The organism is Cytobacillus sp. MT66 (assembly GCF_058792595.1).
In genome coordinates this window covers 44,580-69,267 of record NZ_JBXAFB010000015.1, presented here as the reverse complement: position 1 = coordinate 69,267, position 24,688 = coordinate 44,580, and the positions used below count along the sequence as shown (strand labels likewise).

The following is a 24,688-nucleotide window of genomic DNA, read 5'->3' as shown; positions in this document are numbered from 1 at the left end:
AAGTAACTCAAGAAAGATAATCCTACAGGGAGGACAATAGCATGTATAAATTATATTGCCGGCTTTACCAGCAATCTCTTAAAATCGCAACCAATTTTTTACCATGGCGTCAACCGGAATTACTCAATAGTTTAGGAAGATTGCCAGATTTAATTAAAACGCAGCATATTCATCATGTTTTAATTGTCACTGACAAGGGTATTCTGTCGATAGGTTTATTGGATCCTTTGACAAAAGGCCTTGAGGAAAAAGAAATAAAATATACCATTTACAGCGATACCGTGCCCAATCCAACCATTGAAAATATTGAGGAGGCCCTAAAACTTTATCATTCAGGGCAATGCCAGGGAATTATAGCATTTGGCGGGGGCTCACCAATGGATTGCGCAAAAGGTGTCGGAGCTCGGGTGGCGAGGCCGAACAAGAGTATCCCTCAGATGAGAGGGGTTTTAAAGGTTTTAAAAAAACTGCCTCCGCTGTTTGCTATTCCTACAACGGCTGGCACCGGAAGTGAAGGGACGCTTGCTGCAGTAGTTACAAATAGCAAAACACATGAAAAATATGCTTTAATGGATACAGCCCTAATCCCGCATTATGCGGTACTGGATCCTCAGCTGACAGTAAAACTTCCGCCTGCTATTACCGCAGCAACAGGAATGGACGCGATGACGCATGCTGTCGAAGCATATATCGGGAGAAGCAGTACTAGAGAAACGAAACAGTATAGTATCGAGGCAATTAAAATAATTTTTCAAAACCTATATGAAGCTTATAGCAACGGATCTAATATTACAGCGAGGGAACAAATGCAAAAAGCTGCCTATTTAGCCGGGTTGGCGTTTACCCGTGCTTATGTAGGAAATATACATGCGATTGCGCATACCCTTGGAGGTTTTTACTCCACTCCCCATGGTTTAGCAAACGCAGTTATTTTACCTTATGTACTTGATTATTATGGTGAAACTATCTATAGACCGCTTGCTGAACTTGCAGATGCAGCAGGTTTAAGCAGTGGGTCTCAAACCGATGAACAAAAGGCAAAGAAGTTTATTGAGGCCATTAAAAAACTCAATCGGGACATGGCCATTCCAGAAAAGCTTGATGGCATCAGAGAAAGTGATATTCCATTAATGGCTGAAAGAGCTCTTAAGGAAGCCAATCCGCTATATCCCGTACCAGTGATTTTCAACAAACAAGACATGTTCCAGCTTTATCATATGATTAAAGGCTAGCATTAAGGAGCTGAAATTATGGACAGCCAATCGTTACGTCAACAGCAGGAGCTGTTTTTCCGTTCCGGCAAGACAAAAGATATTGATTTTCGCCTGGAAGCCCTGCAAAAGTTAAGAAATAGCATCAAAGAGAATGAGACGCAAATCATGGAGGCATTAAAAGCAGATTTAAATAAATCAGATTTCGAGTCTTACACCACAGAGATCGGCATTGTCCTTGAAGAAATCCGCTTTGTGATGAAAAATTTGCGTTCATGGGCACAGCCGCAGAAAGTGAAAACGCCGGTTACCCATATTGGTTCATCTAGCTATTTATACCCTGAACCATACGGTGTTGCGCTGATCATCGCACCATGGAATTACCCATTCCAGTTGGCAATAGCGCCTTTGATTGGAGCGCTTGCTGCAGGAAATTGCACCGTTATTAAACCTTCAGAACTCACGCCAAAGACTTCTGAAATACTAGAAAAGCTTATTACAGAACAGTTCCCTAGCGAATATATTTCAGTTATGCAGGGTGGGGTTGAGACGAGCCAGGCATTATTAGCGGAAAAATTTGATTATATATTTTTTACAGGAAGTGTCCAAGTCGGAAAAATTGTCATGGAGGCAGCTGCCAAACATCTTACCCCGGTCACTCTGGAACTGGGAGGAAAAAGTCCATGCATTGTCCATGAGGATGCTAATATTAAGCTTGCAGCAAAACGGATTGCCTGGGGGAAGTTTTTGAACGCTGGACAAACCTGTGTTGCCCCAGATTATCTCTATGTCCACAAACAAGTCAAAGCAGAATTCTTAGCATATCTCGAGGCAGCGGTAAATGAGTTATATGGTGAAACACCGCTAAACAATCCAAACTTCACACGGATTGTCAGCGAAAGACACTTTCAGCGATTAGAACGTTATTTGAAAAATGGCGATGTACGAGCAGGCGGACAAATCAACAAGAAAGAATTGAAAATAGCACCGACCGTTTTAACTAATATCACATGGGATGATCCTGTTATGCAGGAGGAAATTTTCGGGCCAGTCCTGCCGGTACTTGAGTATGATCAGCTGACAGAGGTGATCGAGGGGATACAAAACCATCCTAATCCGCTTGCGTTATATCTTTTTACTGAAAATGTTCAAGTCCAAAATCAAATCTTAGGACATATTTCTTTTGGCGGTGGATGTATAAACGATACCGTATACCATCTGTCATCTCCATATTTGCCTTTTGGAGGAGTGGGCAGCAGCGGAACAGGAGCTTATCATGGAAAGGAAAGTTTTGACACTTTTTCGCATTACAAAAGCATCCTCAAACAAACCACCAAATTTGACATTCCGTTTCGCTATCCAAATATAAAAAATGGGCTGAAGAAGATAAAGTATTTTCTAAAATAGAGCAGCTCCGACCCATGGAAAAAGGTCGGAGCTGGTTAAATTATTTTACAAAAGTAATCTCAGTCTTGCCTAAATCCGAATAATTTACGGTATATTTGCCTTCTTTTGCAAAGAGCGGTGAAATAAAGGTTCCTGATGAGATAACAATATCTTTCTTCAAAATTCTATTTTTCTTTGCTAGTTTTTCAGATAACCAGGCCACAGATGAAACTGGATTGCCTAGAACAGCGGAAGAAACTCCTTCGCTTATTTTCTCCCCATTATGGAATAATTCCATTTTTATATTAGCTAATTCATCGAATGATAAAGGATCGATTAGATCGGATACAACAATCAGGCCAGTTGCTGTGTTGTCGCAAAGTAAATCTGGTAAAGAGAAGTTAGGAAACCAATCAATATAGCGGGCGTCTGGAACTTCAATCCCAGCTGCTATTTTACATTTGTTTAAGATTTCCTCTTCATTAGCTCCTGGTGATAAATCTTCAGTTAAAATAAACATGATCTCTGTTTCGATTAATGGTGTAAACAAAGATGATAGAGAAATAGTTGCCCCGCTTTTTATGACATTTGAAGTCAGCAAGGTTCCATATGCTGGTTCATGTGTTCCGGCAATCGCTTGGGTCTCGGCACTTGTCATGCTGATTTTATATCCTGCAGCGCTCACATTTTCAAGTTTGGTTATTTTGCTAATTAATTCATCCTGTACTTTATAGGAGGTTTCCTCATCCAAAGAATATTGATGGCGAATAAATTCAATGGGCTGTTTGGTCTGATATGCGTGGAATATTTTGTTTGCGACTTCTTCCACTAATGTCGTAGTTGCAGTATTTGTTGTCATAAAATTCGCCCCTTTTCAATTTATAATATTAATATACTATATTTAGATACTTTTGTAATAAATAAATGTTCAATTAATTTTGGTTATTGAAAAAGGGAACGATTTACTGCCGCAAACTTTCACTATTCTTGCCATCCTATATACCAATGTACACCAAAGGATTTACAGCACACTGCCAATATATTTACTAATGAATAGAAGTTCGACAGGATAAAAAAAGCCAAAATATGCATATAATTAATAAAATAATTGCATACTTTGGCTTCATTAAGGTCTTCTAAAATGCTCTAAACAAGGTTTTAAATTATTCCTTTTCCCTTGGGAGTGCCATTATAGCTTACGATTTGTAAAATTTATTTCTATCAACTGGTTGTGGGGGGCTTTCCATCCAACCGCGTTCAACTAAAGTTTTAAGACCTTCTCCACCGTACTTCATTATATCTACGATGAATAGAGACCACACAGTTGCCAGATCTTTTCTCATCGTAAGGGATAAAGCATATCCAAGTGAAGAAATACCAACCTGGTTTGAAGAGCTAATAAAAAACAGAATTAGTTTTTCAGAAAATGGCGAAATGGTTGAATTAGTTACCTCCAGAGTCATAGGAGTACCAATGAGATTGTCATTCTCTCTCAAAAATTTATCAAATGTTTCTATCTGTCTTTCCGCAAGTTTTTTTCCTTTTAATAAGTAATCTTTTATTTCTTTGTCTTTCATTACCTGAATAAAACCCAATAAAAGAATTAAACCAATTGTGTTTCTTTCAATAGCTGTAAAAAGTTCTCCTATTTCTAAAGTATTTAGGGGTCTTTTATCACCAAACCAAGTATTTATTAACGAAGGATTGTGTTGAAGAAACTCTACTGTTGTTGGATATTCCATTTTTGGCGGTCTATCATTTAAGCCCTTTACATTCATAAGTTGCAAAGCTTTTCTATGTAGTTCTGTTTCTTTGTATAAAAATTCGGAAAAAATCTGATAAATATCGATGCAAGATACTTTAGTAAGTACATTAGCATAATATGGCATAATTACTTGTCCGCCACGATACAAAAAACTCAATGCGAATAAATCTGAGTACAAAGCAGGAGCCTTTAAATCAACATCATTATCTGAAAAACCTTGGGGCATAGCAATATTTTCTTCTTCAAAAATTGATTTAATCTTTTCGATATTGTTTTCAACTAAGTTTAAAGTTTCTTCAATAATCGCTTTTATTTCAACATCCTGAAGATGCTGAAGAAAATGTTTATAAAAGCACCTTATTGCTGTATTTTCTATATATGTCGACCAAAGAACACCAATTTCAGCTGTTGTTAGCTTTATATACTCATGATTACTTTCCATAAGCAATCCTCCTGTTTATCAATACATCAAAGAATAATATGTCCGTAATCTGGAAATTTATTAATAAATAACTAAAATATATCGAGTAAAAAGAGCCTCAGCTTGTATTAGCTGGGCCCTTTTTATTTATTTTCATCAGGGACAAAATTGCGTTTATCCCTATCTTATTATTTGAGAAAATGCATATAAACCCATGGAGTGATGCAAAAAGAAAAAATTGCGGCGATTACCATGCAGATGCTTGAGACAGCCCCCGCTGTGCTGCTTAATTCCAATGCTTTAGAAGTTCCTGCTCCGTGTGAACTGGTTCCCAGCAGCACACCTTTAGCAATATTACTTTTGATGTGAAACATTTGAATAATCAATGGTCCAAGTACCATCCCGACAATTCCGGTAATAATGAAAAAAACGGCTGTGATGGTAGGGATGCCGCTTATTTTATCAGAAACTCTCATAGCAAAAGGGGTGGTAATAGAGTAGGGGACGATGCTGGTTATTAATTTGGGATTTAAATGCAGCATCCCGGCAATAAAAAAGGATGACAGGATTGAAATTAACGCTCCCAGGCATACACTTAGCAGAATTTCATACATATATTTTTTTAATATAGGATAATAGCGATAGAGCGGAATGGCTAACGCGACCGTTGCTGGCTGTAATATATCTGTAAGCCATTTGGCTCCATAATTATAAGATTCATAGCTTAATTGGCAAAATACCAATACCCCGATGATTAAAATCGGGGCAACAAGCAAAGGGGAAAGATAAACTTTTTTCGTCTTTGTGTAGCACCATTTTGCTCCCCAATACGCACTAATGGTAAGAATGAATCCCATCATTGCTTGCATGATTAACCTTCGCCTCCTTTTGCCGTGCCATTTTTTCAGCTAACATACCGGAACCTATCATTACAGCGGATGAGCTAAGGATGATGACCGCTATTACCTTCCAGCCATTATCCAGCATCAAATCCCCATAACGAATGACGCCAACAGCAGAGGGAATAAAAAATAGAAGCATTTCAGCTACCAGCCAGCTTCCACCTAGATCAATCCACTTTAATTTAACAACATTTGTTTTTAATAAAATAAATAATACGATTAACCCGATCATGCTTCCAGGTATGGGGAGGTGAAGCAGGGCTGAGATCTTTTCCATTAGGAAGGTAAAAAGAGTTAAAATTAACACTTGAAGAAACCCTATCAGTATTTTTTTCATGTTACCCGTCCTTTAGCTTTTTCTCCAATAAGTGTACAGCGGTCTGCATCATAGGTAAAATGAATAATCAGAATGACAGCCATTCCAAACTTTCATGAAAGCGGGTTATGAATTGGACATCCAGCATTTAAAATATTTTGTGGCTGCCGCTTCAGAAGGGAATTTTACAAGGGCAGCCGAAAAACTTTATGTTTCTCAGTCAGCTATAAGCAAAATGGTGAAAAGTTTAGAAGAAGAGTTAGGTGTCACACTTTTTGACCGATCAAGCAAGCATATTAAACTGACTGATGCAGGGGAAATCCTTTTTAGCCGGGCACAGGCTATGATCAAGTCCTTCGAAAGCTTAATTGCCGAATTGGACGATTTAATGGAACTAAAAAAAGGAAACCTTCACATCGGATTGCCACCTATGGCTGGTGCGCAATTTTTCCCAAAGGTAATTCAAGAATTTCATCAAAAATATCCTAATATCCAAATCCAGCTTGTCGAGGATGGAGCAGTTAAGATAGAAAATGATGTAAAAACTGGGGCACTTGATTTAGGAGTGGTTGTTTTGCCGGTTAAAGACACCCTTTTTCATTCCTTTTCCTTTGTCTGTGAGCCGCTTATGCTCGTTGCCCATCCAAGTCATCGGTTAAGTGGAAGGCAATCCGTAAGACTTGCAGAATTAGAAAATGAATCCTTTATTCTCTTTCGCAAAGATTTTGCTCTTCATGATCGGATTATATCAGAATGCCTGCAGGCAGGGTTTCAGCCGAAAGTTATTAATGAAAGCTCGCAGTGGGATTTTATCAGCGAAATGGTGACCGCAAATCTTGGCATTGCACTGCTTCCTGAAACGATTTGCAGACAAATTAATCAGAAGAAGATCTCGATTATACCTCTAATTGAGCCCATCATACCTTGGCATTTGGGCATTATTTGGAGAAAAGATCGCTATTTATCATTTGCGGCAAGAGAATGGATACGATTAACTCAATTATTAATAAAGCAGGATCATAAATGCTGTTAAATTTTTAGGCAAACTGTGGCAGATGAACCCGTTCCTCAAAGAAACAGGCTCATCATATGGATCCGGTGAATTAAAGGATGGTAATCCATAAACAAGCTGCAAACAGTAAGCCAAATGCCCAATGATGCTGGGCTGCAAGCTTCATTCCCTTGATTTCATCTTCCCGTTTAGATCCTGGACGAAGAGACCAGGCTAATCGATAAGCAAGTGGTGAAGCGAGTAATACTCCTGCAGCTATCCATGGAATGGCACCAATTATCATAAGGACAAACATCCAAATGTACACGAATAGCAAAAGCCCGAAAAGTAACCGTGAAGCTTTGATCCTGCCGATTCTAATGGCAATCGTTCGCCGGAATGGCAGATCCTTTGCCATATCCCTAATATTGTTTGTCAAAATTAACGAAGAGATTAGTAAGGCAAAGGTTAAGGCAACGATGAAAATATGGCTGTCAAATGGATGTCCTTGGATGACATAAGGCAATGAAGTTGATACAAAACCAAGAAAGACAGCTGCAACAAGCTCGCCAAGCCCAAGTGAAGATAGAGGATAGGGGCCAGCAGAATAAAAATAACCAAAAATAATCCCAAGAGCTCCAACAAGAATAATCCAGTAACTGCTTTGAGCTGCAAGCCAAACTCCGATCAACGCTGCCATTAAAATCATTGCGGCCGCTGCAAATGGAATCGAGTGATAATGCGGCCCATTTCCATATCCAGGCTCATCCAGGCTGATCCATTTTTCCTGATCCTGACCATGTTTGAAATCAAAATAGTCGTTCAGCATATTGGTTGTCGCCTGAATTAATAGAACTGCCATCAGGTAGGCGAAAAAAAGATCCAGACGAATATGCCCGTTTTGTGCTGCCAATGCTGTCCCAACAAGAGCTGGTGTGATGGTTCCTGTCAAGGTCATTGGACGAAAAAGGTGAAGCCATGTAAACCGATAAGAGTAATGTTCAGGGTCTATTTCCGATGTCTTCGCTTCATTAGCGTACATAGTTTAATCCCCCTTATTGATTAAAGTAATATCATACAGCCGAGTAAAATCATAAAGCCTAATACCTCAACGGATTCTAGCACTGTAACAGCTCGCATCGCTTTATTTAAAGGCTCGGCTTCGCCTGTTTCGGCAAGCTGCCAGAGATGATCATTAGTAAGAACTCTCATTGTTTTTTTGTATCCAACAAAAATTCCCCAAAATAGCGTAATTAGTGAGATCATAAGAGCAGTGAACCAGATATTTCCGTATGTGGTATGCCAAATGGCATTCCAGTTGTTAATTGGGCCTAAAACTGTCCCCAGTAAAATTCCTGTCAAAATCACACCAGCACCGATGAGGGAAAATAAGAGGTGTGTATGTTTCATGAGAGCAAACAGGAATTTTCGCCGAACGGAAATTTCCAGCTTTTTTGCTGCTGGATAGACGCCCCAGCCAACAAACAGGATTCCGCCAACCCAGGCGATACCTAAAAGAATGTGCATAAATTTAAGTATCTGGTGAATTTCCCAAGCCACATCCAACACCTTCTTAATGAATATTTGGGATCTAAACTGTTTTTGTAATCAGCTTTCTTATAGGTTAATTGTAGAAAAGAAAAAATTCTGAGGCATTGATTTAAATCAAGGTTTAGGGTGTTTTAAATCACAAATGTTATTTTTTTAAAAAAAGCAATAGAGGAATTTCGACAAATTCACACAAATATCTTGACATTTTTGTGAAAAGGGGAGTATTATAAAGATGTTAATTTAAACGAGGAATTTAATGACAGGGAAACCTGTTTTTATTTTTTAATACTGTAGTATATTGCATACATATAATTCTATAAAATGCGGGTGTAGTTTAGTGGTAAAACTACAGCCTTCCAAGCTGTTGTCGTGGGTTCGATTCCCATCACCCGCTCCATACATATCACAACGCAGTGTTTCGGTTCGAAAGAGAACGAGGCGCTGCGTTTTTTCATGAAAAAACACAGCGCCCCTTGTCCTTTTAGCAGCCTAATATGTCAAATGTACCCGTGCCCCCATGAATTTGAATAAACATATTCATCAGGGATTCAACCATTTTCTTTGCATCCTCAAGATCGAGCGAAGGGCGCAAATAAATAAGCTGAAGGGCATTAGATGTTTCCTCTGTCACAGAGGTTCTTACAGAATCAACAAATGGACTGCCGAACGGTCCAATTTCATCAGTGGAGCTGATTAATTTTTCAGCCGAATTGATTCGTCCATTGAGACCTTCATATTCTTCGCCTGCACTGCCTAGCCGAATGTCAGCATCTCCCTGAATCTTATCTGCATCATATACGCCGATAGGAATCTGATACTGCAGTGAAAAGAAATTATTGATGTCTATCGCGCTGTTTACTGGGGTTAGATAGTTTTGCTTTTTTACCCTGCGAAATAAGGCTTCAGCTGAATGCCGATAACGGTTCGGGTCTTTCCCGGCCGTTTTAAAGATCTGTCTCCATTCCTTAATACCTTCTAAATCAGTCACATTTTTTTCTTCTAAATCAAAGAAAATAGATTCTTGGAATAATTGCAGCCGGCCCTTCACCATTTGCGGGGAATCTCCTACCTCTATTTGCTGATAATGTATAACTCCGACTTTGAAACCCGGAAAAAGTGTACAGAGTTCTTGAGACAGATGAATTTCCAAGCATTCCACCTCCAAATTTGCTTGAAAATAGTTTATCATAATAATGATTTATACCTAAAACAATTACCTTTTTATAAAAAAATAGGAAAGGAGGGAACTGCATGGACTATGCTCAGTTTAAACAGGAGGTTATCGAGTACAGCAAGACAATCGGCATTGATAAAATTGGTTTTACTACTGCAAATACTTTCGATGATCTAAAAAATCGTCTTATTCGGCAGCAGGAGCTGCAGTACCAATCCGGTTTCGAGGAACCTGATATTGAAAAACGAGTCAATCCTTCCTTATTAATGAATCAGCCCCGTTCAATTATAGCGGTCGCCTTGGCATACCCTTCAAAAATGGAAAATAGGCCTGTCAGCAAAAAGGGTGAACGCAGGGGGATTTTTTGTCGTGCTTCTTGGGGATTAGACTATCATCTCATTTTACGGGATCGTCTGCAGAAGCTTGAGGAATTTATATATTCAAAAATGCCGGATGCCAAATGCAAATCGATGGTGGACACAGGCGAATTATCAGACCGGGCTGTGGCCGAACGTGCGGGTATTGGCTGGAGCGGGAAAAACTGCGCAATTATTACACCAGAATTCGGATCCTATGTGTATTTAGGAGAAATGATTACAACGATTCCATTTGAACCCGATCAGCCAATCGAGGATCGCTGTGGTTCATGCACGAAATGCCTCGAAGCTTGTCCTACAGGTGCCTTAGTTCAAGGAGGACAGATTAACGCTCAGCGCTGTATCAGTTTTTTAACGCAAACAAAAGAGTCTCTTCCGGAAGAGTTTCGTGAAAAGATCGGCAATCGGATTTATGGTTGTGATTCCTGCCAGACGGCCTGTCCTGAAAATAAGGGGCGGAACTTCCATTTCCATGAAGAAATGGAGCCAGATCCCGAAATGGTCAAACCTTTATTAAAGCCGCTTTTGCAGATAAGCAATCGCCAATTTAAGGAAAAGTTTGGATCCCTTGCCGGTTCCTGGAGAGGAAAAAAGCCCATTCAGCGCAATGCAATTGTAGCATTAGCTCATTTTAAAGACGAAACAGCGGTTAATGATCTTATCGAAGTAATGACAAAAGACTCCCGTCCTGTGATTCGTGGTACGGCTGCATGGGCATTAGGGAAAATTGGCGGTGAACAGGCGCGTGAGGCGTTGGAAGCAGCACAAAGCCTTGAAAAAGAGGAAGAAGTTTTAGAGGAAATCTCCCGGGGACTGGAATTTTTTATTTAGAAAAAAATGGCACCTACACTGCTCTTTTTAATGAAGTGAAATCCATTTTCCTTTCATATATATACAATGGAAAGGAGTGGAGAACATGAGAGAACAGCTGCAGGAACATTTAGCTAAAAGAGTCGAGCAGTGTATTTCTTCTCCGAGAAATTCAGTTCACTATTGCCCAAAAATTGAGCAAAAAAAAGAGGGGCTATCCAGGCGTTCCGGTGAAATTGTGAAGGCCCGCGCATCCGGAAAAATCATAGACATTGGTCAAAAGGATCAAGAAACACAGACGGTCCATTACAATGTTCATTTTAAATATTTAATTAAACACAAAGAGTTAATATTTATGGAAGAAGAAATTGAAAAGCGAATAGCTGAGTTCTATAAGGGTGTATTAGTAGAAGATAAAGAAACCAACCCATTTGAACAGGTTTCGAAAAAGGATTTTCCCATTGAGAAGGCAGAGGAGGATCTTAGAATAAGCTACCAATATGACCGCTTAAAAGCCGTTCAGTATGCAGAAAAATGGTGGAACAGCTATAATCCAGCTTATAAAACATTTGAAGTAGATTGTACAAATTATATTTCCCAATGCCTGCATGTGGGAGAAGCACCGATGAGAGGCTATCCAAACCGCGGCAAAGGCTGGTGGATGCAAAGTAATAATTGGAGCTATAGCTGGTCAGTGGCTCATGCTTTTCGACTGCATTTGCCTCAATCGTCGATAGGCCTGCGTGCAAAAGAGGTATCAAGCCCAGAAGAGCTGCTTTTGGGCGATGTCATTTGCTATGATTTTCAGGGAGATGGCCGATTTGACCATACGACCATTGTAACCGCCAAGGATGCTGATAATATGCCTCTGGTTAACGCACATACCTACAATAGCCGGATGAGGTATTGGGATTATACAAATTCGACAGCCTATACCCCTAATATTAAATATAAATTCCTGACCATTGTCGACGACAGGTAATCGGCAATTATCGTTACTATTAAAACGATGATAACATAATTTTCGAGGTGAAAGTCATGGCACTGCATGTAGTATTATATCAGCCAGAGCTCCCTGCTAATACAGGAAATATTGCGCGGACTTGTGCGGCAACAGGTACCGAACTGCATTTAATTCGGCCGCTTGGATTTTCAACAGAGGATAAAATGCTTAAGCGGGCAGGATTAGATTATTGGCCGTATGTAAAAATTGTTTATTATGATTCTCTTGATGAATTTTTCGAGAAGAATTCAGGCGGAGAATTTTTCTATTTGACAAAGTTTGGAACAAAGTCTCATTCTGACTTTGATTATCATGATCGAAAAAAAGATTATTATTTCATATTTGGAAAAGAGACAACCGGATTGCCAAGAGAAATGATTGAAGCTAATAAGGACCGTGCTGTAAGAATACCGATGAATGAAAAGGTCCGTTCATTAAATCTTTCAAATACGGCTGCAATCCTAATATATGAAGGCCTTCGACAGCAGGATTATATCGATCTTAAATAGAAAAGCTGCTAAAGGGATGCCCTTTAGCAGCTTTTTTGCAAACCGGAGACTTTCCCAATTTACGATTATTTTGATTCAGGTTTATCTTCGTAGCCAGAAGTGAAAATAGCTGCTAAGAAGGCAACCATAACGCCTAGAATTAGAATTGTTCCCATTTATGTACATCCTCCTTCACTTTCAATCCAAGCCTATACAAATTTATTATAGCCTATTACATAAAAACTGTGAACGGTAACTGTGGAGAATTTTTTACAGTTTTATCACTGAATGCTTAAAAAGAAAAATGATTTCTATACCTTATTATTTCTCTTAAAAACCCTTTTTTATTAAGCCATTTTATAGAACTCCTTTATTTTACCAGCAAATCGGACGGGCAAAAACTAAGACCCAATTAGCATGTTCATTTGAACAAGTGCATACAGTATATTAATCGTCTCTGATTAAGCGACAGGGGGAGGTCCATATGGATATACTAAAAAAAATTGAGATGTATCGACACGAAGAAGAGAAGCTTAAGTGGGAAGGGACTTTTGCTGAGTATTTGGAAATTATTAAAGAGAAGCCTTGGGTTGCCCAATCGGCACATTCACGTGTATACAATATGATTAAAGATGCTGGAATCGAAGAGGTCAATGGTCATAAAAGATACAGCTTTTTCAGCAATGAGCTCTTTGGTCTCGAGGAAGCACTTGAAAGACTTGTGGAAGAATACTTCCATCCATCGGCTAAAAGATTAGATGTCCGCAAAAGAATTCTATTGTTAATGGGCCCAGTCAGCGGAGGAAAATCAACATTAGTGACGATGTTAAAAAGAGGCTTAGAAGCCTATTCCCATCAAGACAGGGGCGCCGTCTATGCGATTAAGGGCTGTCCAATGCATGAGGACCCGCTGCATCTTATTCCACATCATCTCCGTCAGGATTTCCACGATGAATATGGCATAAGAATTGAAGGGAATTTATCCCCGTTAAATATGATGCGCCTTGAACAGGAGTATGGCGGCAGAATTGAAGATGTTATAGTAGAAAGAATTATTTTCTCTGAAGATAGAAGAGTAGGGATTGGTACCTTTAGTCCATCAGATCCGAAATCTCAGGATATAGCCGATTTAACAGGAAGCATTGATTTTTCAACCATTGCTGAATTTGGATCAGAATCTGATCCAAGAGCCTATCGGTTTGACGGTGAATTAAATAAAGCCAACCGCGGAATGATGGAGTTCCAGGAGATGTTAAAGTGTGACGAGAAATTCTTGTGGCACCTGTTATCCTTAACACAAGAAGGGAATTTTAAGGCAGGAAGATTTGCTTTAATTTCCGCTGATGAATTGATTGTTGCCCATACAAATGAAACAGAATACCGTTCGTTTATTTCTAATAAGAAAAATGAAGCCCTTCATTCGCGCATCATAGTTATGCCGGTTCCGTATAACTTAAAGGTATCGGAAGAGGAAAAAATCTACCAAAAAATGATTCGCGATAGTGATGTGTACGATGTTCATATTGCACCGCACACATTGAAGGTTGCTGCCATGTTTACTATTTTAACGCGCTTAAAAGAGCCGAAGAAAGGCGATATCGACTTAATTAAGAAAATGCGCCTATATGACGGCGAAAGTGTAGAAGGATATAATCGTGCCGATGTAGATGAATTGAAAAAAGAGTATGCAGATGAAGGAATGAGCGGAATTGACCCGCGCTATGTTATTAACCGGATTTCTTCAACCATTATTCGGAAAGAAATTACATCGATTAATGCATTAGATGTCCTTCGCTCATTAAAAGAAGGATTAGATCAGCATCCATCCATTACACCAGAGCTTAAAGAGCGCTATTTAAACTATATTGCTCTTGCCCGCAGGGAATACGATGAAATTGCGAAGAAAGAAGTTCAGAAGGCGTTTGTTTATTCTTATGAGGAGTCTGCGAAAACGTTAATGGATAACTATCTTGATAATGTGGAAGCTTACTGCAATAAATCAAAGCTTCGCGATCCATTAACAGGCGAAGAAATCAGCCCGGATGAAAAGCTGATGCGTTCTATTGAAGAACAAATAGGCATTTCGGAAAATGCGAAGAAAGCGTTCCGCGAAGAAATTTTGATCCGTATTTCCGCCTATGCCCGCAAAGGGAAGCGCTTTGATTACCGATCCCATGATCGTCTGCGTGAAGCGATTCAGAAGAAGCTATTTGCTGACCTTAAAGACGTTGTTAAAATTACAACATCTACCAAAACACCTGATGAACAGCAGCTGAAGAAAGTCAATGAGGTTGTTGCCCGATTAATTGATGAACATGGATATAATTCTACATCAGCAAACGAGTTGCTGCGTTATGTAGGAAGCCTGCTGAATCGATAATCAGAATACAACAAAAGAGGGACTGACATCTTTTTGTCAGTCCTTTTTTATAACCATTCATGGGAACTCTATCAGAATCAGAATACCAAAAAGAAAATGGAGTATTGTCCCAATTTTGACTAAAATGGACCTATTGTTGAAATTTTTTGTAAATTATTTGCTCATTTTGCATAGGATAAAGTAATAAACATTTCATGACCTTCATTGCCAAAAATGACAAACAGGTATAAAGGATTTAAGGTTTTTAACGAAGGCTGAAGATAAACTGGATTTCATGGGTGCCTAACCTAATCCAGTTTTACACTCTCGATATAGTATGCGAATAAGTGAAAAGTGTGCAAAAAAAACTTAATTAAAGGAGGGCTTATTTTGTCAAATAATGATAACCATCAGTTTGTGATTTCTCAAGAAGATTGGTCCCTCCATCGCAAAGGCCATGATGATCAGCAGCGGCATCAGGAAAAAGTACAGGATGCGATAAGAAATAACCTGCCAGATTTAATAACAGAAGAAAGCATCGTGATGTCGAATGGTCGAGAAGTAGTAAAGATCCCCATTCGTTCTTTGGACGAATATAAAATTCGTTATAATTATGATAAAAACAAACATGTGGGCCAGGGTGATGGTGACAGCCAAATTGGTGATGTCGTGGCACGTGATGGATCAGCAAGCCAAAAAGGGCCAGGAAAGGGTCAAGGCGCAGGGGATCAGCCAGGAGAGGATTATTTTGAAGCAGAAGTTTCTTTAATGGAAATAGAAGCTGCGCTATTTAAGCAATTGGAACTGCCGAATTTGAAGAGAAAAGAACAAGATGAAATTATGATTGAGAACATTGAGTTTAATGATATTCGCAAAACCGGTCTAATGGGGAACATTGATAAAAAACGGACAATGATGACAGCTTTTAAGCGAAATGCGATGACAGGCAAACCAAGCTTCCATCCAATTTATAAAGAGGATTTGAAGTTCAAGACCTGGAATGAAGTCATCAAGCCAGAATCAAAAGCTGTTGTCCTAGCGATGATGGATACGAGCGGATCTATGGGTATCTGGGAAAAATATATGGCTAGAAGCTTCTTTTTCTGGATGACCAGATTTTTGAGGACCAAGTATGAAACTGTTGAAATCGAATTTATTGCCCATCATACGGAAGCAAAGGTTGTTTCAGAAGAAGACTTTTTCTCCAAGGGCGAAAGCGGCGGAACCATTTGTTCATCAGCCTACCGCAAAGCACTTGAGCTTATTGATTTAAAATATAATCCACAACGATTTAACATTTACCCATTCCATTTCTCCGACGGTGATAATCTTACGTCAGATAACGCCCGCTGCGTCAAGCTAGTCGAAGACCTCATGAAGGTCTCCAATATGTTTGGCTATGGCGAAGTCAACCAGTACAACAGGCATTCAACCTTAATGTCCGCCTATAAAAATATCAAAAACGAAAACTTCCGCTATTACATTCTCAAACAAAAGGCAGACGTCTTCCACGCCATGAAGAGCTTCTTTAAAAAAGAAGAGGATAAAATGTACGCATAATAGTCAAGGGATTCGGATCAGTAATCCGAATCCCTATTTTTAGGTGAGATGGGTTTTTAATGGATATCGGATTTTGTTAATAGTGTGGATTTTGTCGATGAGTACGGCTCTCATGGACAAAGCTCGACGAAAAAAGCGCTAAGATGTCCATGAGCCTGGCTCTCATGGACAAGGCACGCTGAAAAAAGCGCAGAGATGTCCATGAGACTGGCTCTCATGGACAAGCCCCGCCGAAAAAAGCGCAGAGATGTCCATGAGACTGGCTCTCATGGACAGGCCCCGCCGAAAAAAGCGCAGAGATGTCCATGAGACTGCCTCTCATGGACAAGCCCAGCTGAAAAAAGCGCAGAGATGTCTATGAGACTGGCTCTAACGGACAAGACTCAAAGAAAAAAGGGTCGAGATGTCCATGAGCCCGCCTCTCACAGACAAGTCATATCAAAAAATCCAAAAATTGCACCAAAACTACTCATAATACCGCCAGCGCTTATCCCCAACAGCTTTAAAGTTTTTAATAAGAATTCTATTAATTCTCTTTTGGCTGTTAATCACATGGCACCATTCCTGCACCAGATTAGTTGTAATTTTTTCATCAGGAAAAAGTAATTTAAGCTCATAGATGCTACGCAAGACAGCAGGCTCCACGCTTTCTGTAGCACTGCAGCGGCTGCAAGAAAGATTTTCTTCAGAGATAGACGTCAGTAAAGCTCCACATGCCTTGCACATAATCCCCTTTTTTAATTGCCCAAACTCATATTTGGGCAACTCGGCATAGGGATCTTCACTGCTATGCAGTGAGACTAGCAGTTCTGCCAATTTAAACGCTCTGCCATTTGGCTTTCCCGAAAAGGTATTTAGTTTTTTCATAAATTGGTCAATCTGGCTTGGAAAAAGGATTGGTTTGTCTTTAGGTGCCTGGTAGAGAGTAAAGTGCGGGTTCACAAATACAACCCATGGTTGGATGGGGATATTGTAGCCATTTTTTAAAAGGAGTTGGCTCAGCAGGGATTCACAGCGGTTAAGCTGGTGAAGCGGGTTTTGAATTTTAACGCCATTCATGGTATAAAAATTGTCTGCCTGATAATAATAGTCACCTCCAAAGTGTTTGATTTCAAAAAGGTAAAAGGTTTCTTGGATGAGAGATGAATCGATCTGAAAGGAGGAGTTGTTTGAACGCAGCTGCAAATCATTTAATATGAGCGATTCGCACTCGAGTTTTTCGGTTAATGAGTCGAAGATTACTTCTCCTTCATAGCCTTTTTGCAGGTTATAAAAATACTGTTTGTGATGATCACACAAATTCATTCTTGCATGTAAAGACCGATAGATTTTTAATTTATCAGATTCAGTGCGAGGCTTAACTAACATGATCCACTTCCTTTTCTAGATTTTGTGGACAAGATTGGCAAATTCATTATACTCCGAAATCGAAATTTTCAAAATACAAAACAGCCTCAGAATGGATTTATCAGGTAAATGATTGCTATAATATACATACTAAAATAGGCTAAAAAAGGCGGTTGAGTTGGAAATGCCATTGACTACAGATTTAGGTTTCGAAATAACGCTAATTGATGCACATGATTTGGGTAAGGAGCAGCGGACCGGGTCTTATGTTCTTCACGGGGATGATTTAACGATCATTGAAACAAGTGCAAGCCCGTCAGTTCCCTATATTCTAGAAGGGCTGAAGGAACTTGGGATTGATCCTGCAGAGATTAAAAATATTATTGTGACTCATATTCATCTTGATCATGCGGGCGGAGCGGGGCTGCTGCTAAGAAGCTGTCCGAACGCAAAAGTGTATGTTCATCCTAGAGGTCAAAGACATCTTGCGGATCCATCCAAACTAATCTTGAGTGCAAGAACTGTTTACGGGGATGAGTTTGATCAGCTGTTTGATCCAATACTGCCTATTCCAGAGGACAGGCTTGTGGTTATGAATGACGGGGAAACGCTAAAAATTAGCGAAAATCGAGTGCTGACTTTTTATGATTCACCCGGACATGCCAAGCATCATTTTTCTATTCATGATTCACTAAGCAATGGGATGTTTACTGGAGACACAATCGGTGTTGCCTACCCGCAATTATTAGAACAAGGTTTTGAGCTGTATTTGCCGTCGACCTCTCCAAACCAATTTGATCCTGACGCTATGCTGAACTCACTTAAAAAAATAGAAGGTTTGCAGGTAGACCGTATTTATTTTGGTCATTATGGAGTGAGCGAAAACCCCAGCAGCGTATATGAGCAAATTCGCTCCTGGCTGCCAAAGTATGTAGAAGCAGGGGAGAAGGTTTGGAGCCGGTTTGAAAGTGACTCTTTTGAGAAAAAGCATGAAGAATTGACAAAGGCTTTAGGAAAAGAAATACAGGATTTCCTAGCAGGGGAAAATATCCATCCTGAAGGCGAGATTGCTGAAATTTTACAATTAGATGTTAGTGTTTGTTCAATGGGAATTATTGATTACTTAGCGAAGAAAAAATAAAACCTGCATTAAGCAAACTTGGCTCCAAATTGTCCAGACATGGATTTGTCTGGGCATTTTACTATAAAAAGCAAGTCTAAAAAACAGACTCACAAAGGGAGGAGAGAAAAATAGAAGCTAAAAAGATATTAGCAAGGCTTCAAAACCGAACGCCGTCCATTTTAGGCAGTGAAGAATATGCGAAATTTGCCGTGTTATTGCCATTGGTTATCGTAAATGATGAAATCCATGTGCTGTTCGAGGTCAGATCAAAAAAATTAAGAAGGCAGCCGGGGGAGATTTGTTTTCCAGGAGGCAGAATTGAACAAAGTGACAAGGATGAGCGGCAAACTGCCATCAGGGAAACCACGGAGGAGCTTGGCATAAGTGAAAAAAGCATTACAGACGTGGTACCCCTTGATTATATGATTTCATTTGGAAGAATCGTATATCCTTTTGCCGGGTTTATTAATAACCTAGAGGAAATAAAGCCGAATACAGATGAGGTTGAAGAGATTTTTACTGTGCCGCTTTCTTACTTGCGCGAAAAAGGGCCCGAGATTCATCATGTGGAATTCAAAATCGAGCCGGGAAAGGATTTTCCATATAGCCAAATTGCCGGCGGAGAGAATTATAAGTGGCGTATCAGGAAACTTGAGGAAAACTTTTATTACTTTGAGGATAAGGCGATCTGGGGGCTTACAGCGAAAATCCTAAAACATTTTATGTCTATTACTAAATAAAATAGGTCCGCACAGCAGAAGGAATCGCCGGGGCGATTCCTTCTAATTTTTTAATAAAGAACGATTTAGATTTGCGCTTAAATCTTTAATCGGAACTGGGATAATCTTAGCACCGATTTGTACGTGAACCATATTGTCAAAAATGGCCGTTACAAGTCCATTTAAGGAAACGTTCATGCCAATATTAACATCTTTTTTTGTACTCTTTTGATCTTTGCCAACAGCCATCATCCCACCATCCAATCGTCGTTTTATTACTATACATTATAAGACATATTTCCTTTTAGTTGTAAAATAAACTATTTTTTTTAAGAAAAATATAAATATTTTTCATCGACATATTTCTTTATAATTGATGGATGGTTTCAGCAAAGAAAGGTAAAAAAAACAAACAGGGAAGTATCCCTGTTTGCTTTTAATGAGGCAGATATGCGAGCTGATAAAAGAATAGTACGGCAAAAAGGTAGACAAGCGGGTGAACTTCACGCCATTTCCCTTTGACGACTTTCATTAAAGGGTACGAGATGAACCCAAGTGCGATCCCTGTTGCAATGCTGGATGTCAGCGGCATGCTTAGGATAATAAGGAAAGCAGGAAAGGCTTCATCAAGTTCTCCCCAATTGATGTGGGAAATGCTCCCAATCATTAGACTTCCGACGATGATTAGTGCTGGTGCTGTAATCGCGGAAAGTCCAGACACAGCGCTGACTAATGGTCCAAAGAATGCAGAAAGGATAAATAAGCCTGAAACTGTTAAAGTAGTTAGTCCTGTTCTTCCCCCTGCAGCAACACCTGAGGAGGATTCAATAAACGCAGAGGTAGGACTCGTCCCAAATGCAGCGCCGATCGTAGTGGCGATTGAATCTGAAAGAAGAGCTTCTCTAGCTCTAGGAAGGGTATTCCCTTTCATTAATCCTGCTTGTTCAGCCACACCAATCATCGTTCCTGTCGTGTCAAAAATCGTAACAAGCAAAAAGGAAAAAACAACCGCATATAGGCTGTGCTGAATCACATCAGTAAATGCTGCTATTGGGTTGGAAATAATGAGTCCGTCCGGCAATGACGGCAAGGAAACAAATCCCTGATCAAACGAAAGCTGACCTGTAAAAAGGGCGATTAACGCTGTGAAAATCATTCCGATAAATAAAGCTCCATTAATATTCAGAACCAATAAAATTAAAGTAATAGCCAGTCCAATAAGTGCTAGCAAAGCAGAGGGCTCATGAAGATTACCTAGAGCCACAAGGTTTGTCGGATGACTAGTAATAATACCAGTTAGCCTCAATCCAATAAAGGCGATGAATAGACCAATCCCTGCGGTGATTCCATGCTTTAAATTTTCTGGGATGGCTTCAATTAATTTTTGGCGAAAAGGTGTTAATGATAAGATGATAAAAATGATACCTGCAACAAATACGGCAGCAAACGCTGTCCGATAATCAATATTTCCATGTGTGCCAACAACGGAATAGGCAAAATAAGCGTTAAGCCCCATACCGGGTGCAATAGCAATTGGGTAATTAGCGAAAAGGGCCATCCATAATGTACCGACTACAGAAGCAATAATAGTCGCCATAAATACCTGTTCAAAAGGCACACCCGCATCAGAAAGAATAATGGGGTTGACAACAATGATATATGCCATTGTTAAAAAGGTAGTTACTCCTGCAAGTACCTCTGTTTTAGCATTCGTGTTGTTTTCTTTTAATTTAAACATGAAAAGGTCCTCCAGATAGGAAAGCTAATATTCTTAGTATTTATATAACGATTTTTTTCATTCTTATTTGAAAAAAACCATCAAAAAAGAAGGCAAAAGCAGGCCTTCTTTTAGAAAAAAAGATTAAGTATAAAATAAGCAAGTGCAGCAACTCCTGCTGAAATCGGCAGAGTGATAACCCATGTAATGAGCATCCTTTGTGCTGTACCCCATTTTACCCCTTTTAGCCTATGGGAAGTACCAACCCCCAAAATGGAAGAGGAAATGACATGCGTGGTACTTACTGGCAAATGAATATAGGTAGCTCCAAAGATAATCAGTGCTCCTGTAATATCTGCTGCGACCCCATTAACAGGACGAATCTTCATGATCTTACCGCCGACCGTTTTAATGATCTTCCAGCCCCCCACAGAGGTTCCTAGTCCCATGGCGGTGGCACAGGCCAATTGGACCCAAAACGGGATGTCAGTTGTTGTGACATAATTATTGGCAATAAGTGCCATGGTGATAATCCCCATTGCCTTTTGTGCATCGTTTGTTCCATGTGAGTAGGACTGAAGTGCAGCGGTAAAGATTTGGATTAAACGGAAGTTCCGATTGGTTTTCGTTAAATTATTATTTTTAAAGACGACCTTAAAAATACTATAAACGATAAAACCAAGTACAAAGGCAATAAGAGGCGAGAAAATAAGTGCTTCTAAGATTTTTAAAAAGCCATTATAATGGATAACCGCAAACCCAGAAGAAGCGATGGCAGCACCGGCAATAGATCCGATAATTGCATGAGACGAACTGCTGGGAATGCCGTAATACCATGTGACAAGATTCCAGGTAATAGCGGCAATAAGTGCAGCTAGAATGACGATAGATCCGTTTTCCAGCGTGAAAGGATCGACAATGTCTTTTGTAATTGTTTTTGCGACGCCTGTAAAGGTCATCGCACCCAAAAAGTTCATGATAGCTGCCATAAGAATGGCATGCCGTGGTTTGAGTGCCTTAGTGGAAACCGATGTAGCGATTGCATTTGCTGTATCATGGAAACCATTTATAAAATCAAATGCTAAGGCAAAAACCACAATTAAGGCTGTTGTTATAAATATTCCATCCATTTAATTACGGCTCCCCTTATGCATTTTTCATAATGATTGTTTCCAAATTGTTCGCGACGCTTTGGCAGCTGTCTGCAATATCCTCCAAGTTTTCGTAAATCTCCTTATATTGAATGATTCTGATTGGATCCTTCTCTACAGTAAATAGGTTTTTAATGGATTGTCGAAGAACGGTATCACATTTTGATTCGTAATCTTTGATTTTGATGGCATGTTCGCGAATTTGCAAAAGTTTTTTCGTTGATAGGAGTTCAACACATTTTTCAATTTCAAATGCGCAATTTTTAATCGCGTCAACAAAACTCAGCATGAAATCATCGGCCTGTGTGATGGAATACATTTCAAATAAAGCAGCGCAATGTTCAATTCCATCAATGACATCATCCATGCTCATAGTAAGAAGAAGGATGTCCTCTCGTTCAATTGGTGTAATAAAGGCATGATTTAAATCTTTAATCACTTCATGAACATAGGAATCGCCTTTTGATTCTAATTCCTTCATTTTTTCAGAAAAAGGTTTTAAATCACTAACATTATTTAATTTATAATCAGCAAAAAAAATAGCCCCTTCTTTAAGGTTTAAAGCAATATTCGTTAAAAGTATATGGAACTTGTCCTTCTTTTTGAAAACCATTTTTTTACCCCCAATGGAAAAAATATCATCAAACGAAAATAATTTTATACGAAAATGCGCGAATAAGATAGATTTATGCTGAAAAAAGTTGAAAATAATTCATTTTTTAAAGGGATATTGATTTTTAGTATGTGACCAAACGGGCAGATTATGTTCACTTTAAGAAATGGAGGATCTGTTTTTCCTTCATATGAAATTGGGCGGATTCCGGCAGTTTAGGACAGATTTCTGCCGGGTAGAACAAGAATACCAATGCAAATCCCGGCTATATGCCGTTTATATAAATTTGGCGATTGCTCCTTGTGGCAATCGCTTTAGTTATTCAATCATTGGATTTGCTGTAAAATATCAACTATATTACATATAGAAGGATTTGGAAATGGAGGGGTATTCGTGAGAACAATACATGATATGGTTACATTACATAACGGCGTAAAGATGCCTCAATTTGGATTGGGGGTCTACAAAGTCGAGGAAGGACAGCAGGTCGAGCGGACCGTTCAAGATGCCATTGAAGCTGGCTACAGGCTAATCGATACAGCTGCATTTTATGAGAATGAAAGCGGAGTAGGAAAAGCGCTCAGGGAGAGCGGTGTTCCGAGGGAAGAGCTGTTTATAACCACCAAGGTTTGGAACTCAGATCAGGGGTATCATGAAACGCTGAGCGCCTTTGAAAAAAGCTTGGAGAAGCTTGGATTGGATTATCTGGATTTATATCTCATCCATTGGCCTGTTAAAGAAAAATATATTGATACATGGAGAGCTCTTGAAAAGCTGTATAAGGAAGGCAGAGTAAGAGCAATCGGTGTCAGCAACTTTAAAATACATCATTTAGAGGATATTTTTGCACAGTCTGAGATTAAACCGATGGTTAACCAGGTTGAGCTTCATCCACGGCTTTCACAGGAGGATTTGCGTTCATTCTGCCAGGATCACAATATTAAGGTAGAAGCGTGGTCTCCAATCGCCAGAGCCCGTTATTTGGATGATCCTGTCATTAATAAAATTGGCGGAAAATATCATAAATCTGCCTCGCAGGTTATGCTGCGATGGCATTTGCAGAATGATGTTATTATTATTCCGAAATCAATCAACCGAAATCGGATTGAGGAAAATGCAAACATCTTCGATTTTGAGCTGTCTGCTCAAGACATGGCTGAAATCAATGCATTAAACGTTAACCAGCGTTTTGGTGCAGATCCTGATAATTTTGATTTTTAATTTAATGATAAATGTGTTAGTAAAGCTGTCCATTGCTTGGGCAGCTTTTTTTATTGGATAAAAATAACTGTTTTTTATTCTTTGATATGGGCAAGTTAATTCCAAGCAGCAACCAAATATTGAGCAATCAAATTCCCAGACAGTTTTTGAATGAAAATGGTTTAACAGTAAAAAATATAATTAAATTTGATAAGGAGTGATATCATGTTTAGTTTCTTATGGGCATTAATAATAGGCGGTATAATTGGATGGATTGCCGGAATGATTATCGGCAAGGACATTCCAGGCGGGGTCTTTGGAAATATTATAGCCGGTTTCATCGGAGCATGGATTGGTACGGCCATCTTTGGCAACTGGGGTCCTGATATAGCCGGATTTGCCATCATCCCTGCACTAATTGGTTCGGTTCTGCTTGTATTCCTGCTAAGCCTAGTCATGCGAGCATTCAGAAAAACAACAGACTAAATATAAAAAGCAAAAAAA

The 24,688-nt window shown here is 39.4% G+C and carries 24 protein-coding genes and 1 tRNA gene; 13 read left to right on the top strand and 12 right to left on the bottom strand.

The window, feature by feature from the left end:
- The first annotated feature begins 41 nt into the window (after nt 1-41).
- Both AC1Q59_RS21025 and AC1Q59_RS21020 read left to right on the top strand, forming a co-directional pair.
- On the top strand, nt 42-1,232 hold the full coding sequence (locus AC1Q59_RS21025; protein ID WP_492367820.1) for an iron-containing alcohol dehydrogenase: 1,191 nt from the start codon (nt 42-44) through the stop codon (nt 1,230-1,232).
- A gap of 18 nt (nt 1,233-1,250) precedes the next feature.
- Entirely contained in the window at nt 1,251-2,618 is a 1,368-nt protein-coding gene (locus AC1Q59_RS21020) for an aldehyde dehydrogenase (protein ID WP_492367819.1), read from the top strand.
- 40 nt (nt 2,619-2,658) lie between these two features.
- Here the strand turns inward: AC1Q59_RS21020 and AC1Q59_RS21015 are convergent, their stop codons facing one another.
- From AC1Q59_RS21015 to AC1Q59_RS21000, 4 genes are all read right to left on the bottom strand, one after another.
- Nucleotides 2,659-3,456 carry a 2-keto-4-pentenoate hydratase gene (locus AC1Q59_RS21015; RefSeq protein WP_492367818.1) on the bottom strand — a complete coding sequence of 266 codons (798 nt, stop codon included), beginning with the start codon at nt 3,454-3,456 and terminating at the stop codon, nt 2,659-2,661.
- Nucleotides 3,457-3,793: 337 nt separating this feature from the next.
- A complete protein-coding gene (locus AC1Q59_RS21010; protein WP_492367817.1) occupies nt 3,794-4,804 on the bottom strand; it encodes a DUF3231 family protein in 1,011 nt (336 codons plus the stop codon).
- A 167-nt stretch (nt 4,805-4,971) separates the two neighbouring features.
- On the bottom strand, nt 4,972-5,652 hold the full coding sequence (locus AC1Q59_RS21005) for an LrgB family protein (protein WP_492367816.1): 681 nt from the start codon (nt 5,650-5,652) through the stop codon (nt 4,972-4,974).
- Nucleotides 5,618-6,022 (bottom strand): CidA/LrgA family protein, encoded by a 405-nt coding sequence (locus AC1Q59_RS21000; protein ID WP_492367815.1) that lies wholly within the window; start codon nt 6,020-6,022, stop codon nt 5,618-5,620. The genes AC1Q59_RS21005 and AC1Q59_RS21000 overlap by 35 nt, the downstream gene beginning before the upstream one ends.
- Nucleotides 6,023-6,134: 112 nt before the next feature.
- Here AC1Q59_RS21000 and cidR point away from each other — a divergent pair, with 112 nt between their 5' ends.
- Nucleotides 6,135-7,034, top strand: a complete 900-nt coding sequence (gene cidR / locus AC1Q59_RS20995; protein ID WP_492367814.1) for a cidABC operon transcriptional activator CidR — start codon at nt 6,135-6,137, stop codon at nt 7,032-7,034.
- A 70-nt stretch (nt 7,035-7,104) separates the two neighbouring features.
- Here the strand turns inward: cidR and menA are convergent, their stop codons facing one another.
- Together menA and AC1Q59_RS20985 are read right to left on the bottom strand one after the other, a co-directional pair.
- On the bottom strand, nt 7,105-8,034 hold the full coding sequence (menA, locus tag AC1Q59_RS20990) for a 1,4-dihydroxy-2-naphthoate octaprenyltransferase (protein ID WP_492367813.1): 930 nt from the start codon (nt 8,032-8,034) through the stop codon (nt 7,105-7,107).
- 20 nt (nt 8,035-8,054) lie between these two features.
- Nucleotides 8,055-8,552, bottom strand: coding sequence for a hypothetical protein (locus AC1Q59_RS20985; RefSeq protein WP_492367812.1), 498 nt, complete (start codon nt 8,550-8,552; stop codon nt 8,055-8,057).
- 314 nt (nt 8,553-8,866) lie between these two features.
- On the opposite strand from AC1Q59_RS20985, the gene AC1Q59_RS20980 reads away from it, so the two are divergent.
- Nucleotides 8,867-8,940, top strand: a tRNA-Gly gene (locus AC1Q59_RS20980).
- An 84-nt stretch (nt 8,941-9,024) separates the two neighbouring features.
- Here AC1Q59_RS20980 and AC1Q59_RS20975 read toward each other — a convergent pair.
- The gene (locus AC1Q59_RS20975) at nt 9,025-9,693 is read right to left on the bottom strand and encodes a B3/B4 domain-containing protein (protein ID WP_492367811.1); all 669 of its coding nucleotides are present in this window, start codon (nt 9,691-9,693) and stop codon (nt 9,025-9,027) included.
- Nucleotides 9,694-9,794: 101 nt separating this feature from the next.
- Here AC1Q59_RS20975 and queG point away from each other — a divergent pair, with 101 nt between their 5' ends.
- The 5 genes from queG (at nt 9,795) to yhbH (ending at nt 16,314) form a co-directional block, all read left to right on the top strand.
- Complete coding sequence (gene queG, locus AC1Q59_RS20970) at nt 9,795-10,925, top strand: tRNA epoxyqueuosine(34) reductase QueG (protein ID WP_492367810.1); 1,131 nt, start codon at nt 9,795-9,797, stop codon at nt 10,923-10,925.
- Nucleotides 10,926-11,010: 85 nt separating this feature from the next.
- Nucleotides 11,011-11,886, top strand: a complete 876-nt coding sequence (locus AC1Q59_RS20965; protein ID WP_492367809.1) for an amidase domain-containing protein — start codon at nt 11,011-11,013, stop codon at nt 11,884-11,886.
- A gap of 56 nt (nt 11,887-11,942) precedes the next feature.
- Nucleotides 11,943-12,416: a tRNA (uridine(34)/cytosine(34)/5-carboxymethylaminomethyluridine(34)-2'-O)-methyltransferase TrmL gene (trmL, locus tag AC1Q59_RS20960; RefSeq protein ID WP_492367808.1), complete on the top strand. Its 474-nt coding sequence runs from the start codon at nt 11,943-11,945 to the stop codon at nt 12,414-12,416.
- 463 nt (nt 12,417-12,879) lie between these two features.
- Complete coding sequence (locus AC1Q59_RS20955; protein WP_492367807.1) at nt 12,880-14,775, top strand: PrkA family serine protein kinase; 1,896 nt, start codon at nt 12,880-12,882, stop codon at nt 14,773-14,775.
- A 369-nt stretch (nt 14,776-15,144) separates the two neighbouring features.
- A complete protein-coding gene (gene yhbH / locus AC1Q59_RS20950) occupies nt 15,145-16,314 on the top strand; it encodes a sporulation protein YhbH (RefSeq protein WP_492367806.1) in 1,170 nt (389 codons plus the stop codon).
- Between the two features lie 465 nt (nt 16,315-16,779).
- Here the strand turns inward: yhbH and AC1Q59_RS20945 are convergent, their stop codons facing one another.
- Nucleotides 16,780-17,682, bottom strand: coding sequence for a nuclease-related domain-containing protein (locus AC1Q59_RS20945; protein WP_492367805.1), 903 nt, complete (start codon nt 17,680-17,682; stop codon nt 16,780-16,782).
- Between the two features lie 163 nt (nt 17,683-17,845).
- Here AC1Q59_RS20945 and AC1Q59_RS20940 point away from each other — a divergent pair, with 163 nt between their 5' ends.
- Both AC1Q59_RS20940 and AC1Q59_RS20935 read left to right on the top strand, forming a co-directional pair.
- A complete protein-coding gene (locus tag AC1Q59_RS20940) occupies nt 17,846-18,802 on the top strand; it encodes an MBL fold metallo-hydrolase (RefSeq protein WP_492367804.1) in 957 nt (318 codons plus the stop codon).
- A gap of 110 nt (nt 18,803-18,912) precedes the next feature.
- Complete coding sequence (locus AC1Q59_RS20935) at nt 18,913-19,524, top strand: NUDIX hydrolase (RefSeq protein ID WP_492367828.1); 612 nt, start codon at nt 18,913-18,915, stop codon at nt 19,522-19,524.
- 42 nt (nt 19,525-19,566) lie between these two features.
- Here AC1Q59_RS20935 and AC1Q59_RS20930 read toward each other — a convergent pair whose 3' ends face one another.
- The 4 genes from AC1Q59_RS20930 to AC1Q59_RS20915 all read right to left on the bottom strand — a co-directional run bounded on the left by AC1Q59_RS20930 (nt 19,567) and on the right by AC1Q59_RS20915 (nt 22,984).
- Nucleotides 19,567-19,755 (bottom strand): hypothetical protein, encoded by a 189-nt coding sequence (locus tag AC1Q59_RS20930; protein WP_492367803.1) that lies wholly within the window; start codon nt 19,753-19,755, stop codon nt 19,567-19,569.
- 184 nt (nt 19,756-19,939) lie between these two features.
- Complete coding sequence (locus AC1Q59_RS20925; RefSeq protein WP_492367802.1) at nt 19,940-21,241, bottom strand: NCS2 family permease; 1,302 nt, start codon at nt 21,239-21,241, stop codon at nt 19,940-19,942.
- Between the two features lie 110 nt (nt 21,242-21,351).
- Nucleotides 21,352-22,350, bottom strand: a complete 999-nt coding sequence (locus AC1Q59_RS20920; RefSeq protein ID WP_492367801.1) for an inorganic phosphate transporter — start codon at nt 22,348-22,350, stop codon at nt 21,352-21,354.
- Nucleotides 22,351-22,366: 16 nt separating this feature from the next.
- Complete coding sequence (locus AC1Q59_RS20915; RefSeq protein WP_492367800.1) at nt 22,367-22,984, bottom strand: DUF47 domain-containing protein; 618 nt, start codon at nt 22,982-22,984, stop codon at nt 22,367-22,369.
- 411 nt (nt 22,985-23,395) lie between these two features.
- Between AC1Q59_RS20915 and AC1Q59_RS20910 the strand changes: the two genes are divergently transcribed.
- Together AC1Q59_RS20910 and AC1Q59_RS20905 are read left to right on the top strand one after the other, a co-directional pair.
- The gene (locus AC1Q59_RS20910) at nt 23,396-24,205 is read left to right on the top strand and encodes an aldo/keto reductase (RefSeq protein ID WP_492367827.1); all 810 of its coding nucleotides are present in this window, start codon (nt 23,396-23,398) and stop codon (nt 24,203-24,205) included.
- 204 nt (nt 24,206-24,409) lie between these two features.
- A complete protein-coding gene (locus tag AC1Q59_RS20905) occupies nt 24,410-24,670 on the top strand; it encodes a GlsB/YeaQ/YmgE family stress response membrane protein (protein ID WP_492367799.1) in 261 nt (86 codons plus the stop codon).
- The last annotated feature ends 18 nt before the right edge of the window (nt 24,671-24,688 follow it).